The sequence below is a fragment of the Scandinavium goeteborgense genome (genome assembly GCF_003935895.2).
GTDB lineage: Bacteria > Pseudomonadota > Gammaproteobacteria > Enterobacterales > Enterobacteriaceae > Scandinavium > Scandinavium goeteborgense.
The window spans coordinates 93,242-108,991 of sequence record NZ_CP054058.1 but is presented as its reverse complement, the minus strand read 5'-3'; the positions used below and the strand labels follow the sequence as shown (position 1 = coordinate 108,991).

General features: G+C 57.8%; 14 protein-coding genes. 8 read left to right on the top strand and 6 right to left on the bottom strand.

Translation table 11 applies throughout. The annotated features are described in order from the left end of the window. Nucleotides 1-31: 31 nt before the first annotated feature. The 5 genes from selB to A8O29_RS01250 form a co-directional block, all read right to left on the bottom strand. Nucleotides 32-1,891: a selenocysteine-specific translation elongation factor gene (gene selB, locus A8O29_RS01270; protein ID WP_125354686.1), complete on the bottom strand. Its 1,860-nt coding sequence runs from the start codon at nucleotides 1,889-1,891 to the stop codon at nucleotides 32-34. Further along, the gene (gene selA / locus A8O29_RS01265; protein WP_125354685.1) at nucleotides 1,888-3,276 is read right to left on the bottom strand and encodes an L-seryl-tRNA(Sec) selenium transferase; all 1,389 of its coding nucleotides are present in this window, start codon (nucleotides 3,274-3,276) and stop codon (nucleotides 1,888-1,890) included. The genes selB and selA overlap by 4 nt, the downstream gene beginning before the upstream one ends. 93 nt (nucleotides 3,277-3,369) lie before the next feature. Next, entirely contained in the window at nucleotides 3,370-3,978 is a 609-nt protein-coding gene (locus A8O29_RS01260; protein WP_125354684.1) for a glutathione S-transferase, read from the bottom strand. A 62-nt stretch (nucleotides 3,979-4,040) separates the two neighbouring features. Further along, nucleotides 4,041-5,177 (bottom strand): HlyD family secretion protein, encoded by a 1,137-nt coding sequence (locus A8O29_RS01255; protein WP_125354683.1) that lies wholly within the window; start codon nucleotides 5,175-5,177, stop codon nucleotides 4,041-4,043. A 5-nt stretch (nucleotides 5,178-5,182) separates the two neighbouring features. Next, on the bottom strand, nucleotides 5,183-5,506 hold the full coding sequence (locus A8O29_RS01250; protein WP_110510296.1) for a DUF3302 domain-containing protein: 324 nt from the start codon (nucleotides 5,504-5,506) through the stop codon (nucleotides 5,183-5,185). 537 nt (nucleotides 5,507-6,043) lie between these two features. Between A8O29_RS01250 and A8O29_RS01245 the strand changes: the two genes are divergently transcribed. From A8O29_RS01245 to trmL, 8 genes are all read left to right on the top strand, one after another. Then, nucleotides 6,044-7,966 (top strand): PTS mannitol transporter subunit IICBA, encoded by a 1,923-nt coding sequence (locus tag A8O29_RS01245; protein WP_125354682.1) that lies wholly within the window; start codon nucleotides 6,044-6,046, stop codon nucleotides 7,964-7,966. Between the two features lie 113 nt (nucleotides 7,967-8,079). After that, nucleotides 8,080-9,228, top strand: coding sequence for a mannitol-1-phosphate 5-dehydrogenase (mtlD, locus tag A8O29_RS01240; RefSeq protein ID WP_455431390.1), 1,149 nt, complete (start codon nucleotides 8,080-8,082; stop codon nucleotides 9,226-9,228). Further along, a complete protein-coding gene (mtlR, locus tag A8O29_RS01235) occupies nucleotides 9,228-9,818 on the top strand; it encodes a mannitol operon repressor MtlR (RefSeq protein ID WP_125354702.1) in 591 nt (196 codons plus the stop codon). Before mtlD ends, mtlR begins: the two co-directional genes overlap by 1 nt. A 227-nt stretch (nucleotides 9,819-10,045) precedes the next feature. Next, nucleotides 10,046-10,408 (top strand): YibL family ribosome-associated protein, encoded by a 363-nt coding sequence (locus A8O29_RS01230; RefSeq protein ID WP_110510300.1) that lies wholly within the window; start codon nucleotides 10,046-10,048, stop codon nucleotides 10,406-10,408. 277 nt (nucleotides 10,409-10,685) lie between these two features. Continuing rightward, entirely contained in the window at nucleotides 10,686-12,341 is a 1,656-nt protein-coding gene (gene lldP, locus A8O29_RS01225; RefSeq protein ID WP_125354681.1) for an L-lactate permease, read from the top strand. Then, nucleotides 12,338-13,111: a transcriptional regulator LldR gene (lldR, locus tag A8O29_RS01220; RefSeq protein WP_133461555.1), complete on the top strand. Its 774-nt coding sequence runs from the start codon at nucleotides 12,338-12,340 to the stop codon at nucleotides 13,109-13,111. The genes lldP and lldR overlap by 4 nt, the downstream gene beginning before the upstream one ends. Beyond that, nucleotides 13,111-14,298, top strand: a complete 1,188-nt coding sequence (gene lldD / locus A8O29_RS01215; RefSeq protein WP_174081202.1) for an FMN-dependent L-lactate dehydrogenase LldD — start codon at nucleotides 13,111-13,113, stop codon at nucleotides 14,296-14,298. Before lldR ends, lldD begins: the two co-directional genes overlap by 1 nt. A gap of 73 nt (nucleotides 14,299-14,371) precedes the next feature. Beyond that, the gene (trmL, locus tag A8O29_RS01210; RefSeq protein ID WP_125354680.1) at nucleotides 14,372-14,842 is read left to right on the top strand and encodes a tRNA (uridine(34)/cytosine(34)/5-carboxymethylaminomethyluridine(34)-2'-O)-methyltransferase TrmL; all 471 of its coding nucleotides are present in this window, start codon (nucleotides 14,372-14,374) and stop codon (nucleotides 14,840-14,842) included. A 69-nt stretch (nucleotides 14,843-14,911) separates the two neighbouring features. On the opposite strand, the gene cysE is transcribed toward trmL, so the two are convergent. Continuing rightward, the gene (gene cysE / locus A8O29_RS01205) at nucleotides 14,912-15,733 is read right to left on the bottom strand and encodes a serine O-acetyltransferase (RefSeq protein ID WP_110510305.1); all 822 of its coding nucleotides are present in this window, start codon (nucleotides 15,731-15,733) and stop codon (nucleotides 14,912-14,914) included. Nucleotides 15,734-15,750: the final 17 nt, after the last annotated feature.

Below are 15,750 nucleotides of genomic sequence, written 5' to 3'. Positions count from 1 at the left end.
TCGCCAGCCGTTTAACGCTTTACGAGCGCGGTCACGGATTGCTGTTTTCGGTCGCCGGGAACAGCATTGCATCGCGCAGCTGGTGGTCGTTGCCGCGACGGCGCGTGAAGCCGATGCGGTCGAAATATTCGAGGATCTGGATAGCCAGTTTTCGCCCGACGTTGAGACTGTCGCGGAAATCAGCGGCGCAGGTTGAGCCGCGCGCCTGATCGAGGCTGCGAATCAGCCCGGCGAACTGCACGATCCGGTCGTTGCGGTAATAACGGTCTTTGACGATGGCGGTGATCATCCCCTGTTGCGCCGCCTGACGCAGCGTCATGCGCATGACCTGTTCGTCTGCACCCGCCTGCTGCGCGAGGTCGCGCACCCACCACGGCTCATCACCAAACAGCGGTTCCACTTTTTGCCACAGCGCGCGCTGCTCGTCAGTGAATCCGGCTTTGTGTTCCGGCAGATGCAGCCAGCCGTGATGGCTGTGGATAACGCCCGAGGCGCGCATTTGCTCCAGCAGCGTAAGCACCAGTGCGTCGTCTTCCATTGGCAGCGCAATTCGACGCAGACGTTCGCGCCCCGGCCCCGGCTCGTCGCGGTGCTGATCGTGATACACCGCCAGCGCATCGAGCAGCTTTTGCTGCCAGCGTGCGGCGAGGCTGGCGCTGAGCAGGTTATCACCCGCCGTTAACAGGTCGCGTGGGCGAGCCAGTTCCGCCACGCCCGCGTCGTTGAGCTGTCGCGCCCAGCCAAATTCGCTCAGGCGAACCGCATCGCGCTGCAAATGGATATCGAGCGCCTGGCCGTTATTTTCCGCCACTGCGAGCTGCGCCAGCCAGGCCAGATAGTCCGGTTTTCGCTTGCCGCGACGCGGGGGATTGAGGGTGACCACCCGCGCCCCCGCCAGCGTGAGGCGGGCAGAAATATCGCGCAGCACCAACCGGTCGTTATCCGCCAGATGCAGCGGCGTGTCGAAGACCAGCTCCGCCAGATTATTTTCCAGCAGCGAGACGCGCCCGGTGTTGTGGCTGGCGGCATGGTGAATGTGCAGCGGCTGCCATTGGGTCAGCGGCGTGTGGCTGTGGAGTTCGACAATCGCCCTGTCTGACGGCGCCGGTGGCTGCTGCGCCAAAAGCCAGTCGCCGCGGTTCAGTTGCTCTTTTTGCGCATCGCCGCTGATGTTCAGCGCAATACGCTGCCCGGCACGAGCCTGTTCGACCGGCTGATTTTGCGCGTGCAGCCCGCGCACGCGCATTGGGGTATTCGCCCCCGTCAGCCACAGCGTGTCGCCCACGTTCACGTCGCCGGACAGCGCGGTGCCCGTCACCACCAGCCCGGCCCCTTTGACGGTGAACGCCCGGTCAATCGCCAGACGAAAACGCTGATGCTCAACGTGCTGGCGTTCGCCCAGTTGTAAAAGATGCGCTCGCAGGGCATCGATACCCTGCATTTGCGTGGCGGCGGTTTCAAACAGCGAAACGTCATCAAAGCCGTAATCACGTAAAACATCGACAACCTGGCGGCGAACTTCCGCGATACGTGCAGTATCTACCCGATCGGTTTTGGTCAGCGCCACGGTTAAGGTGGGTTTACCCGTCAGTTGCAAAATCGCCAGATGCTCGCGGGTTTGCGCCATCACGCCATCGTCGCAGGCCACCACCAGCAGCGCATGATCGATGCCGCCCACGCCCGCCAGCATGTTCGCCAGAAACTTTTCATGACCCGGTACGTCGATAAACCCAGGCACGCGCCCGTCGGGCTGCGGCCAGTAGGCGTAGCCCAAATCAATCGTCATTCCGCGCGCTTTTTCTTCCGGCAGACGGGAGGCGTTGACGCCGGTTAACGCCTGCAACAGCGTGGTTTTGCCGTGGTCAACGTGCCCGGCGGTGGCAATAATCATTTCAGCACACTCTCCAGAAAGCGCGATTCATCTTCAAGACAACGTAAATCGAGCCATAAACGCCCGTCGCCAATCCGCCCTAACACCGGCGTGTCGAGGCGTCGCCAGCGTTCGGCCAGCGCATCTAGTGATGCGCCACGCCCGTCGGTCGGCGTGAACGTTAACGCCTGAGACGGTAAGCGGTCGACCGGCAGCGAGCCGCTGCCAATCTGCGATAAACACGGCTCAAGCCGTACGGTAAACGCCGGGTAGTGCGCCTGAAGCGGAGCCAGTAAGCGTTCGCCCTGTTCGCGAATGTCGGCCTGACTGCGGGTCAGCTGGCGCAGCGTCGGCAGCGTTTGGGTGAGTTTTTCCGGATGCAGATAGAGTCGCAGTGTGGCTTCGAGCGCCGCGAGAGTCATTTTGTCGGCCCGCAGCGCGCGTTTCAGCGGGTGCTTTTGCAGCTTTGCAATCAGCTCACGTTTGCCGACGATAATCCCGGCCTGCGGGCCGCCGAGCAACTTATCGCCGGAGAAGCTCACCAGGCTCACGCCGCTGGCAACTAACGCCTGCGGCATCGGTTCTTTCGGCAAGCCATACTGGCTTAAATCCACCAGCGAACCGCTGCCTAAATCCGCGACCACTGGAATGCCGTGTTCACGCCCGATGGCGGCCAGTTCAGCTTCATCGACCGCTTTGGTAAACCCTTCCACGCTGTAGTTGCTGGTGTGGACTTTCATCAACAGACCGGTGCTGTCGTTGATGGCTTCGCGGTAATCCCGGGCGTGAGTGCGGTTCGTGGCCCCCACTTCACGCAGTTCGCAGCCTGCCTGGCGCATGACGTCGGGGATGCGAAATGCGCCGCCGATTTCCACCAGCTCGCCGCGTGACACCACCACCTCTTTGCCGCTCGCCGTCGCCGCCAGCATCAGCAGCACCGCCGCCGCATTGTTGTTGACGATGCAGGCGTCTTCCGCCCCGGTAAGGCGTGTGAGCAATTCCGCGAGTGCGCTGTCACGATGCCCACGCCCGGCGCCGTCGAGAGAATATTCCAGCGTCACCGGCTCGCGCATCACCTGCGTGACCGCCGCCACGGCCGCGTCGGCCTGTAGTGCGCGTCCCAGATTGGTGTGCAATACGGTGCCGGTGAGGTTAAACACCGCGCGCAGCGGGCTTTGCGCCTCGGTATTCAGCCGCGCGACCGCCGTCTGATGCCAGTCCTGACACCATGCGGGCAGCGTGCCGTGAGTGCGAATGCCCTCGCGGGCTTCATCCTGCAACTGGCGTAATACATTCACCACCTGGCTGTGCCCGGCGTTATCAATAAGCTCTGAAAATGCCGGGTCGCGCAACAGGCGATCGGTGGCGGGAATTTGACTGAACAGCGAAGGGTTTTCGGTGGTCATGACTAAGCCTGTGGTATGCCCCCTCCCGACGGGAGAGGGGAATAAACGTGCGGGAATTGTACTGCTATTGCGCGCTGAGCGTCATTGATCGCGCTACGCTTTTGGCGGTTCGGTGCGGGCAAAACTGTCACGCTGGAACAGGGCTTCCACCAGCTTCACCAGATGCGGACGCGTGGCGCACCAGCCCGGAGAAACGCGACGGAAATTGAGATAGCCCACCGCGCAGGCCACGGCGATGGTGGCCAGATTCAGTTCATCGGCTTTTAGCGTGCCGTTGGCAGCGTGTTCTTCCAGAGCATCCAGCGCGCGGGTGATTTTTTCACGCTGGCGCAGCAATTCCTCAGGTGACTGCTGGGCCGCCGGGCGCGCCTGCTCGCGCACGGACACCAGACCCGCATCCATGATGCCGTCGGCCAGGGATTCAAGCTGGCGCATGTGCAGCGCGGCTTTGGCATCTCGCGGCACCATGGCGGGCGCAATATCCAACAGCTCGATGTACTGGGCGATAATCGGGGAGTCGGACCAGCATTCGCCGTCGTCAGTCACCAGCGCCGGCACTTTGCCGAGCGGGTTGTACTTCGCCACGCCGTTTTCGGCGTTGTACGGCATCTCGTTGATAAACTCGAATGTTATTCCCTTTTCGAGCAGGATAACCGAAATTTTACGCACAAACGGGCTGGTATAACTGCCGATCAGTTTCATCGCCTGCTCCCTCAATATTCCGCAAAAATATCAGTATGGCGCAGGCGGGTTAAAAATTCAGGTTAATGATCGAGATACAGATAGTGCATCCAGCTGGTCATGCGCAGCAGCACTTTGCGCATCACCGCGACGTGGCTGAAATGGTCGGAATAGACCGCCACTTGGGCGTAAATACCGTCCGGTAGAGATTCCACCAGCGCATTGGGCTCCAGCTCGATAAGCGCTAATACGCCATCGGTGCCGGGCACGACCGTCAGCGATTGCAGCGTGCCCTGCGCCTGATACGAACCGCCCGGCACCACCGGTAAAATAGCGGTCAGTTTGCCGGTGAAGACTTGCCCTGGCAGCGCATTAAACACCACTTCGGCTATGTCACCCGGCTCGAGACGCAGCAGCGAGTTCTGCCGGAACTGCGCGACAATTTGCCGTTTTTGCTCCGGAATAAAAACCATCACTGGGCGCAGCGGCAACGCGGCGGCGTAGGTTCCGGGGCGAATCAATACCTGTGTGGCGTAACCGTCGCTGGGCGCGCGCACGACGGTTTGTTCAAGGTTATATCGCGCCTCGGTCAGCTGCGCGCGCAGGCTGACGATTTGCGACTGCTCACCGTTGACCATGCTGTTGAGCTGGCTCTTAATCTGCGACTGTTCGGCCACCGAGGATTTCACCATCGCGTCCTGGGCGAGATAATTTTGCCGGGCGTTGTCGATATCACTTTCCGAAAACGGGTTCACTCTCGCCTTACTGCCTTGCAGATAGCGCTGGTAATCTTTGTATAAGCGGTCACGTTCTGCGCTCACTCGCTGGGTATTGGCGATAGACTCGGTAAGCTCCCCTTTCATCGATTCGGTATTGGAAATAGCCGTGACTAAATCGGCCTCCAGGCGACTGACCCGCGCCTGATAACGGGTGGGGTCGATTTTAAAAAGCACCTCACCTTTTTTAATCAGTTTATTTTGGTGGTCCGGGACTTCGCTGACAATGCCCGTGACCTGCGGGGTGATCGGAATAGAGATCACCGCTTTTTGCGCCTGCGCGGTATACGGGTGGTTATAGTTCATTAATAAGATAAGCCCGCTAACAATAAAAACGCCGCCCAATGCGGCCGTCGGCACCGTCCATTTATTCACCGGGATTTTGAATATTTTAAATATCGCCCAGGCCAGCGCGACGTAGGTCAGAATAATGAGTAAATCCATGATGATTACTCCGCAGGCGGCCGTTGAGTATCCGCGAGTTTCTGCTCAAGCTCCGAGACCCGGCGCTGTAATTGAATCAATGACTCGTGTTCCGCCTGCATTCCCCAGCCGCGTTCAGGGCGGTACAGGGTGGCCCAGATCCATAAAAACGGCCAGATAACATGCAGGGTAAACAGACTCACCCAGCCTGCGACATGAATGGCATCGGCGTGAGGGTGATTGCGGGATTTGGCGATAAGATAAGGAATATCATGCAAAATAATGATTCCGTAAAAAATCACCAAAAAGACGAAAATAAGCACGCCTAACGCAAAATAATTAAGAAACATAGCCGCCTCGAAATTACGACACGCCCATCGGCACGCGCCCCATTGCGGAACGCCTGAGTGATAACTAACAATTAATCGCCAGTCGGTCATATTGCTATAACACAGAATGCGTAAACTCGCCGTCCGTTGACCGTGTTACTCAATTACAGCGGCAGCGGGTCCACATTGAGAATATGCGTCCGATCACAGTTGCTCGGGCGCAGATGAAAATACTTTGTGATGTTAATCACACATCAACAACAAACAGCCCGCCGTAAAATGTGATTAACATCACATTAACAGCCGATGGTGGTTTATTTTTTAGTCTCTGTTCTTTTTTTACACAGCCATTTTGTGATGGTGATCACTTCAATTACGCCACATCACCCCACATTAGCGTGATGCAGATCACACCAAAGGGCGTTCACTGGACAGTTGAACGATTCAGTGCCAGATTTCGCATCATCAACAAGGTCCGGCTACTACCTCTGCCGCCAATTAACAATAAACCTCGGGCTTTTAGCCTGCGCGATAGCAAACATAAGAAGGGGTGTTTTTATGTCATCCGATATTAAGATCAGAGTGCAAAGCTTTGGTCGCTTCCTCAGCAACATGGTGATGCCGAACATCGGCGCGTTTATCGCGTGGGGTATTATCACGGCGTTATTTATTCCAACAGGATGGTTGCCAAACGAAACGCTGGCGAAACTTGTCGGGCCAATGATTACTTATCTGCTGCCACTGCTCATCGGTTACACCGGTGGTCGTCTGGTTGGCGGTGACCGCGGCGGCGTGGTCGGTGCAATTACCACCATGGGCGTTATCGTCGGTGCCGATATGCCGATGTTCCTCGGGGCGATGATTGCCGGTCCTCTGGGTGGCTGGGCGATTAAACGCTTCGACATCTGGGTTGACGGTAAAATCAAATCCGGCTTCGAGATGCTGGTGAACAACTTCTCCGCGGGCATCATCGGGATGATCCTCGCCATTCTGGCGTTCCTCGGTATTGGCCCTGCGGTTGAGATGCTGTCGAAAGTGCTGGCGGCTGGCGTTAACTTCATGGTCGTTCACGACATGCTGCCGCTGGCGTCTATCTTTGTTGAACCGGCGAAAATCCTGTTCCTCAATAACGCCATTAATCACGGTATCTTCTCGCCGCTGGGTATTCAGCAGTCCCATGAACTGGGCAAATCCATCTTCTTCCTGATCGAAGCGAACCCGGGTCCGGGTATGGGCGTCCTGCTGGCGTACATGTTCTTCGGTCGTGGTAATGCTAAGCAGTCTGCGGGCGGCGCGGCTATCATCCACTTCCTGGGCGGTATCCACGAAATTTACTTCCCGTACGTGCTGATGAACCCACGTCTGATCCTGGCCGTTATCCTCGGCGGTATGACTGGCGTGTTCACCCTGACTATTCTGAACGGCGGCCTGGTGTCTCCGGCGTCCCCAGGTTCCATCCTGGCGGTGCTGGCAATGACCCCGAAAGGCGCTTACTTCGCTAACATCGCGGCAATTGTTGCGGCAACCGCGGTGTCCTTCATCGTCTCTGCCATCCTGCTGAAAACCAGCAAAGTGAAAGAAGACGACGACATCGAAGCAGCGAACCGTCGTATGCAGGAAATGAAATCCGAGTCCAAAGGGGCAGCGAATCCGCTGACCGCAGGTGACGTGACCAACGACCTGAGCCACGTGCGTAAAATCATCGTTGCCTGTGATGCCGGTATGGGCTCCAGCGCAATGGGTGCAGGCGTGCTGCGTAAGAAAGTGGCCGATGCCGGACTGAGCCATATCTCTGTCACCAACAGCGCTATCAACAACTTGCCGCCGGATGTCGACCTGGTGATCACTCACCGCGACCTGACCGAACGTGCAATGCGCCAGGTGCCACAGGCCCAGCACATTTCACTGACTAACTTCCTCGACAGCGGCCTGTACACCAGCCTGACCGAGCGTCTGGTGGCAGCACAGCGTCACGAAGATAACGAAGTGAAAGTGCGCGACAGACTGAAAGACAGCTTTGACGCTGACGACAGCCACCTGTTCAAACTCAGCGCGGAAAACATCTTCCTCGGCTGCAAAGCGTTCAGCAAAGAAGAAGCCATCCGTTTTGCCGGTGAGCAACTGGTGAAAGGCGGCTACGTTGAGCCGGAATATGTGGAAGCGATGCTGGAACGCGAAAAAATGACCCCGACCTATCTGGGTGAGTCCATCGCAGTACCGCACGGCACCATCGAAGCGAAGGACCGTGTACTGAAAACCGGCGTGGTATTCTGTCAGTACCCTGACGGCGTGCGCTTCGGCGAAGAGCCGGACGACATTGCCCGTCTGGTGATTGGTATCGCAGCGCGTAATAACGAACACATCCACGTGATCACCAGCCTGACCAATGCGCTGGACGATGAATCCGTCATCGAGCGTCTGGCCACCACCAACAGCGTGGGCGAAGTGCTGGCCCTGATTTCGGGTAACAAAGTCGCATAAGATTTCCTTCCCTCTCTCGGCAGATTTCTGCAGGGAGAGGGTTCGGGTGAGGGACCGCGGATGTCCCCTCACCCGAGCCCTCTCGGGTAAAAACATTGATGAAGGTTAACACTATGAAAGCATTACATTTTGGCGCAGGTAATATCGGACGTGGCTTTATCGGCAAACTGCTGGCCGATGCAGGTATCACGCTGACGTTCGCCGATGTGAATCAGGTAGTTCTTGATGCCCTGAATGCCCGTCATAGCTATCAGGTGCATGTGGTTGGCGAGAATGAGCAGGTCGAAACTGTTTCCGGCGTGAATGCCGTGAGCAGCATCGGCGATGACGTGGTGGCGTTGATTGCCCAGGTTGACCTGGTGACAACCGCCGTGGGTCCGGTGGTTCTGGAGCGCATCGCCCCGGCGATTGCCAAAGGCCTGGCCAAACGCAAAGCCGCGGGCAACAACACCCCGCTGAACATCATCGCCTGTGAAAACATGGTGCGCGGCACGACCCAGTTAAAAGGTCACGTTGACGCGGCGCTGGCCGAAGAAGATAAAGCCTGGGTGGCTGAGCACGTTGGTTTTGTCGATTCCGCCGTGGACCGCATCGTTCCCCCGTCTGAATCCGCCACCAACGACCCGCTGGAAGTGACCGTGGAAACCTTCAGCGAGTGGATTGTCGACCAGACCCAATTCAAGGGGACCCTGCCGACGATCCCAGGAATGGAATTAACCGATAACCTGATGGCATTTGTCGAGCGCAAGCTCTTCACCCTGAACACCGGGCATGCTATAACCGCGTACCTCGGCAAGCTGGCGGGTCATCAGACTATCCGTGATGCGATCCTCGATGAGAAGGTCCGGGCGGTAGTGAAAGGCGCAATGGATGAGAGCGGCGCAGTGCTGATTAAACGCTACGGTTTTGATGCCGAGAAACACGCCGCCTACATCCAGAAAATCCTCGGTCGCTTTGAGAACCCGTATCTGAAAGATGACGTTGAGCGCGTGGGCCGTCAGCCGCTGCGTAAACTGAGCGCGGGCGATCGCCTGATTAAACCGCTGCTCGGCACGCTGGAATACGGCCTGCCGCACGCCAATCTGGTGAAAGGGATTGCTGCTGCGATGCACTACCGCAGCGAGCAGGATCCCCAGGCGCTGGAACTGGCAGCGCTTATCGACGAGAAAGGGCCACAGGCGGCACTCGCGCAGGTCTCCGGCCTGGACGCTGAGAGCGATGTGGTCGCACAAGCGGTTGCGGCGTATACAGCGAGCGCATGATGCAGGACCCGGTGCTGCTCTTGCAGCAGCACCCAAACAAAAGATTGTCAGATATGCAGGCAATAATGGAACAAACACAAGCCTTTGAAAACCGTGTGCTTGAGCGTCTGAATGCTGGCAAAACCGTACGAAGCTTCCTGATCACCGCCGTCGAACTGTTAACCGAGGCGGTGAATATGCTGGTGCTTCAGGTCTTCCGCAAAGACGATTACGCGGTGAAATACGCAGTGGAACCGTTGCTGGACGGCGAAGGGCCGCTGGGCGATCTGTCTGTGCGTCTGAAGCTCATCTACGGCCTCGGCGTGATTAGCCGTGCGGAATACGAAGATGCCGAGCTGCTGATGGCGCTGCGTGAAGAACTCAATCACGACGGCAGCGATTACGCCTTCACCGACGATGAGATTCTTGGCCCGTTTGGCGAACTGCATTGCGTTGCCGCGTTACCGCCGCAGCCGATGTTTGATACCAGCGACGCGGAGCTGTATGCCATGCAAAAGCAGCGCTACCAACAGGTGGTGCGTTCCACGATGGTCCTTTCCCTCACCGAGCTGATTTCACGGGTCAGCTTGAAAAAAGCCTTTCAAAAGTAATCCTCCAGCCCCTGACATAACATCCCTTTTTATCTGCTTAATGCAAAAAAAATGCACTCGGGAATCCGCATAACAAAATCACTTTTATTTTCATTAGATTAGAGATGCCAATCGTGTTTTTTCGCTGAGTGTAATGCGTCAAATTTCGATAATTAACTATCAGGAACAGCGCTCAACGCGCATACTATTGAGCATCGATACTCTTTTACTAGCAAAAGCCACAGACCATGAAAGAAGTTGAAAAGAACGAAATCAAACGCCTGAGCGACCGCCTGGACGCTATCCGCCACCTGCAGCCGACCCTCTCTTTGGTCGATGAAGCAGAGAAATTCGCTGAGCTTGAAAAAGAAAAAGCGACTCTGGAAGCAGAGATCGCGCGTCTGCGTGTCGTGTATACGCAAAAGCTGAGCAAAGAAGCGCAAAAGCTGCTGGCTCTGCCGCACCGTCGCGCCATCACTAAGAAAGAGCAGGCCGATATTGGCAAGCTCAAGAAAGCCGTGCGCGGCCTGGTGATTGTTCACCCGATGACCGCCCTCGGTCGCGAAATGGAACTGCAAGAGATGACCGGTTTTTCTAAGACCGCGTTTTAATCCCTCTTCCGTTCTCGGCCCTCTCCTTCCCGGGAGAGGGTGATTATCTAAACCCCCTTTAAATTGGCCCTACCAATTCCTATTGGTTCTGCCTGACGCCTCACATAACCTCAATCTCATGCAACATATGAATTGCCTGATGGCAACATATGGTTAACCATTCCTTGGCATTACCCTCACATCACAATATTGGCAGGACCACTTTTACAAAGCGTGTGACACAGAGCTGAGCGAAGACTCGCCCGTGTGGCCGTGGAGTGGTTCTTTGGAGACCTGCATGAACCTCTGGCAACAAAACTACGACCCTGCGGGAAACATCTGGCTCTCAAGCCTGATTGCCGCCCTACCGATCATCTTTTTCTTCTTCGCACTGATTAAGCTCAAGCTGAAGGGCTACGTCGCCGCGAGCTACACCGTCGCTATCGCCCTCGCGGTGGCGCTCCTGTTCTATAAAATGCCGGTCGACCGCGCGCTGGCCTCCGTGGTGTACGGCTTCTTCTACGGCCTGTGGCCGATTGCCTGGATTATTATTGCTGCGGTATTCGTCTACAAAATCTCGGTGAAAACCGGGCAATTCGACATCATCCGATCATCGATATTATCGATAACGCCGGACCAGCGTCTGCAAATGCTGATCGTCGGCTTCTCTTTTGGCGCGTTTCTGGAAGGGGCCGCAGGCTTTGGCGCACCGGTGGCGATTACCGCCGCGCTGTTGGTCGGCCTTGGGTTTAACCCGCTGTATGCCGCGGGCCTGTGCCTGATCGTTAACACCGCGCCGGTGGCATTCGGTGCGATGGGCATTCCGATTCTGGTTGCGGGTCAGGTCACCGGTATCGACAGCTTTGCGATCGGCCAGATGGTCGGCCGTCAGTTGCCGTTCCTGACCATCATCGTGCTGTTCTGGATCATGGCGATTATGGACGGCTGGCGCGGCGTGAAAGAGACCTGGCCTGCGGTGATGGTCGCAGGCGGTTCCTTCGCGATTGCCCAGTATCTGAGCTCCAACTTCATCGGCCCAGAGCTGCCGGACATTATCTCCTCGCTGGTGTCATTGGTGTGCCTGACGCTGTTCCTGAAACGCTGGCAGCCGGTGCGCATTTTCCGCTTTGCCGACATGGGCGCGTCGCAGGTTGATATGACCCTGTCGCGCACCCAATACACGCCCGGACAGGTGCTCCGCGCCTGGTCGCCGTTCCTGTTCCTGACCGCCACCGTGACCTTATGGAGCGTGCCGCCGTTTAAAGCGCTGTTCGCCCCGGGCGGCGCGCTGTACGACTGGGTGTTTAACGTCTCGGTGCCGTATCTCGACAAGCTGGTCGCGCGTATGCCGCCGGTGGTTCACGACGCCACGCCGTATGCGGCGGTGTATAAGTTCGACTGGTTCTCCGCGACCGGCTCCGCAATCCTGTTTGCCGCCCTGCTTTCCGTGGTGTGGCTGCGCATGAAGCCGAAAGATGCGGTGGTGACTTTCGGCCACACGCTGAAGGATTTGGCCCTGCCGATTTACTCCATCGGCATGGTATTGGCGTTCGCGTTTATCTCTAACTACTCCGGCCTGTCGTCGACGCTGGCCTTGGCGCTGGCGCATACCGGCGGCGCATTCCCGTTCTTCTCGCCGTTCCTCGGCTGGCTGGGCGTGTTCCTGACCGGTTCCGACACCTCTTCAAACGCGCTATTTGCCGCACTACAGGCCACCGCCGCGCAGCAGATTGGCGTTTCGGACGTGCTGCTGGTCGCGGCGAATACTACCGGTGGCGTGACCGGGAAGATGATTTCGCCGCAGTCGATCGCCATTGCCTGTGCGGCGGTAGGGCTGGTCGGTAAAGAGTCGGACCTGTTCCGCTTCACGGTCAAACACAGCCTGATTTTCACCTGCATGGTGGGCGTGATCACCACGCTACAGGCTTACGTCTTAACCTGGATGATCCCATGAAAGTGATGCCCCGGCGTCTGGCAGACGAGGTTGCGACCCGTGTGCGGACGTTGATTGAAGAACAGCAGCTGGAGGCGGGCACGCGTTTGCCCGCCGAGCGTCAGCTAGCCACGCAGCTTGGCGTGTCGCGAAATTCACTGCGTGAAGCGCTGGCGAAACTGGCGAGCGAAGGGCTGCTGGTAAGCCGTCGCGGAGGCGGGACGTTTATCCGCTGGCAGCATGAGCCGTGGTCGGAGCAAAACATTGTGCAGCCGCTGAAAAGCCTGCTGGCCGACGATCCGGATTACAGCTTCGATATTCTCGAAGCCCGGCATGCCATTGAGGCCAGCACCGCCTGGCACGCGGCGCTGCGAGCCACCGAAGCCGATAAAGAAAAAATCCGTCTCTGTTTCGACGCGACGCAAAGCGACGACCCGGATTTAGCCTCTCAGGCCGACGTGCGCTTTCATCTCGCCATTGCCGAAGCCTCACACAACGTTGTGCTGTTGCAGACGATGCGCGGCTTCTTCGACCTGCTGCAATCCTCCGTCAAGCAGAGCCGCCAACGGATGTATCTCGTCCCGCCGGTGTTTGCCGGACTGACCGAGCAGCATCAGGCGGTGTTAGACGCCATTCTCGCCGGAGACGCCGAAGGCGCCCGCCAGGCCATGATGTCGCATCTCGGTTTCGTCCACACCACCATTAAACAGTTTGATGAAGACAGGGCCCGCCAGGCGCGGATCACTCGCCTTCCCGGCGACCATAACGAGCATTCCAGGGAGAACCATTAATGATTATTTCAGCCGCCAGCGACTATCGGGCCGCGGCCCAACGCATTCTGCCGCCGTTTCTTTTTCACTACATCGACGGTGGCGCCTACAGCGAGCACACCCTGCGTCGTAACGTGGCCGACCTTTCCGATGTGGCGCTGCGCCAGCGGGTGCTGAAGAACATGTCGGATCTCAGCCTGGAGACCAGGCTGTTTAACGAAACGCTGTCGATGCCGGTGGCGCTGGCCCCGGTTGGGCTGTGCGGCATGTACGCGCGTCGCGGTGAAGTACAGGCGGCGGGTGCGGCGGATGCCAAAGGCATTCCGTTCACCCTTTCCACGGTTTCCGTGTGCCCGATTGAAGAAGTCGCCCCGACGATTAAGCGTCCGATGTGGTTCCAACTATACGTACTGCGCGATCGCGGGTTTATGCGCAATGCGCTGGAACGTGCGAAAGCGGCGGGTTGTTCAACGCTGGTGTTTACCGTCGATATGCCAACGCCCGGGGCGCGCTATCGCGATGCACACTCCGGGATGAGCGGCCCGAATGCCGCGCTGCGCCGCTACTGGCAGTCTGTCACGCATCCACAATGGGCGTGGGACGTGGGCGTAAACGGGCGTCCGCACGACCTGGGCAATATCTCCACCTACCTCGGAAAACCCACAGGGCTGGAAGATTACATTGGCTGGCTGGCGAATAACTTCGATCCGTCGATTTCGTGGAAAGACCTCGAGTGGATCCGCGAATTTTGGGACGGCCCGATGGTGATCAAAGGGATCCTCGACCCGGAAGACGCACGCGACGCGGTGCGCTTTGGTGCGGACGGCATTGTGGTGTCTAACCACGGCGGTCGCCAGCTCGACGGGGTGCTGTCTTCCGCCCGCGCGCTGCCTGCCATTGCTGATGCGGTGAAGGGTGATATCGCCATTCTTGCCGACAGCGGTATTCGTAACGGTCTGGACGTGGTGCGGATGATTGCGCTGGGCGCGGATAGCGTGCTGCTGGGCCGCGCGTATCTGTATGCGCTGGCGACCCACGGCGGCGCAGGCGTGACCCATCTGCTGAATTTGATAGAGAAAGAGATGAAAGTGGCGATGACGTTGACCGGGGCGAAATCCATTAGCGAAATCTCGCGTGATTCGCTGGTGCAGGAGGCGAAGCATCTGGCGGCGTCACTGGCGCCGGTGACGCGTGGAGATGCGGCGTAAAACTCCCCTCTCCCCAAAGGGGCGAGGGAACTCAAAAATTCTGCTATTCTGCCCCGGCAATTAAGGGGGCAGCATGCTTAACATCGTTTTATTCGAACCAGAAATCCCACCGAATACCGGCAACATCATTCGCCTGTGCGCGAATACCGGTTTTCGTCTGCACATCATCGAACCTATGGGTTTTACCTGGGACGATAAGCGTCTGCGCCGCGCTGGGCTCGATTATCACGAGTTCACTGCCGTACAGCGCCATGCCGACTACGCAGCGTTCTTTGAAGCGGAACAACCCAAGCGTCTATTTGCGCTGACCACTAAAGGTACGCCTGCGCACAGTGCGGTGAGTTACGAAGCCGGTGATTATCTGATGTTTGGCCCGGAAACACGGGGTCTGCCCGCCAGCATTCTGGATGCGTTACCGCGGGAGCAAAAAATTCGTATTCCGATGATGCCGGACAGCCGCAGCATGAATCTGTCGAATGCGGTGTCGGTGGTGGTGTATGAGGCCTGGCGCCAGCTGGGTTATGCGGGCGCGGTATTACGGTAGGCCGGATAAGACGTTTACGTCGTCATCCGGTAAAATGCCCGGTGGCGCTGCGCTTACCGGGCCTACGGGTCAGATACCGTCGCCATACTCGAAGGTATGGTGTATACCGTTGAAATGTTGATCCATATCCATCGACGGCTTATCGCTGTCTGGTTTGCCGACGATTCGCGCCGGTACGCCTGCGGCCGTGGTGTGCGGAGGCACGGGCTGTAAAACCACAGAGCCTGCGCCAATCTTCGCGCCACGCCCGACTTCGATATTGCCGAGGATTTTCGCGCCTGCGCCAATCATCACCCCTTCACGAATTTTCGGATGGCGATCGCCGCTGGTTTTGCCGGTACCACCGAGGGTCACGGATTGCAGAATCGACACGTCATTTTCGATAACGGCGGTTTCGCCCACCACGATGCCGGTCGCGTGATCGAGCATGATCCCATGACCGATTTTCGCCGCCGGGTGAATGTCGACCTGGAAGGTCACTGACACCTGATTTTGCAGGAAAATGGCCAGCGCACGGCGCCCCTGATGCCACAACCAGTGCCCGATGCGATAGGCCTGTAGCGCGTGGAAACCTTTGAGGTACAGCAGCGGCGTGGAGTATTTATCCACCGCCGGGTCGCGAGTACGCACGGCCTGAATATCACAGGCAGCGGAGGCGATCATTTCCGGGTCAGCGGCGTAGGCTTCTTCTACCACTTCGCGAATCGCAATGGCGGGCATGATAGACGAGGCAAGTTTGTTGGCGAGCATGTAACTCAGCGCGCTGCCGAGGTTTTCGTGCTTGAGGAGCGTAGCGTGGTAGAAACTGGCGAGCATAGGCTCACAGTCAGCCAGCGCGCGGGCTTCGGCTTTGATATTGTTCCAGACGATGTCCAGTTCTTCACACGGCATTGCAAACTCCAGAAGCG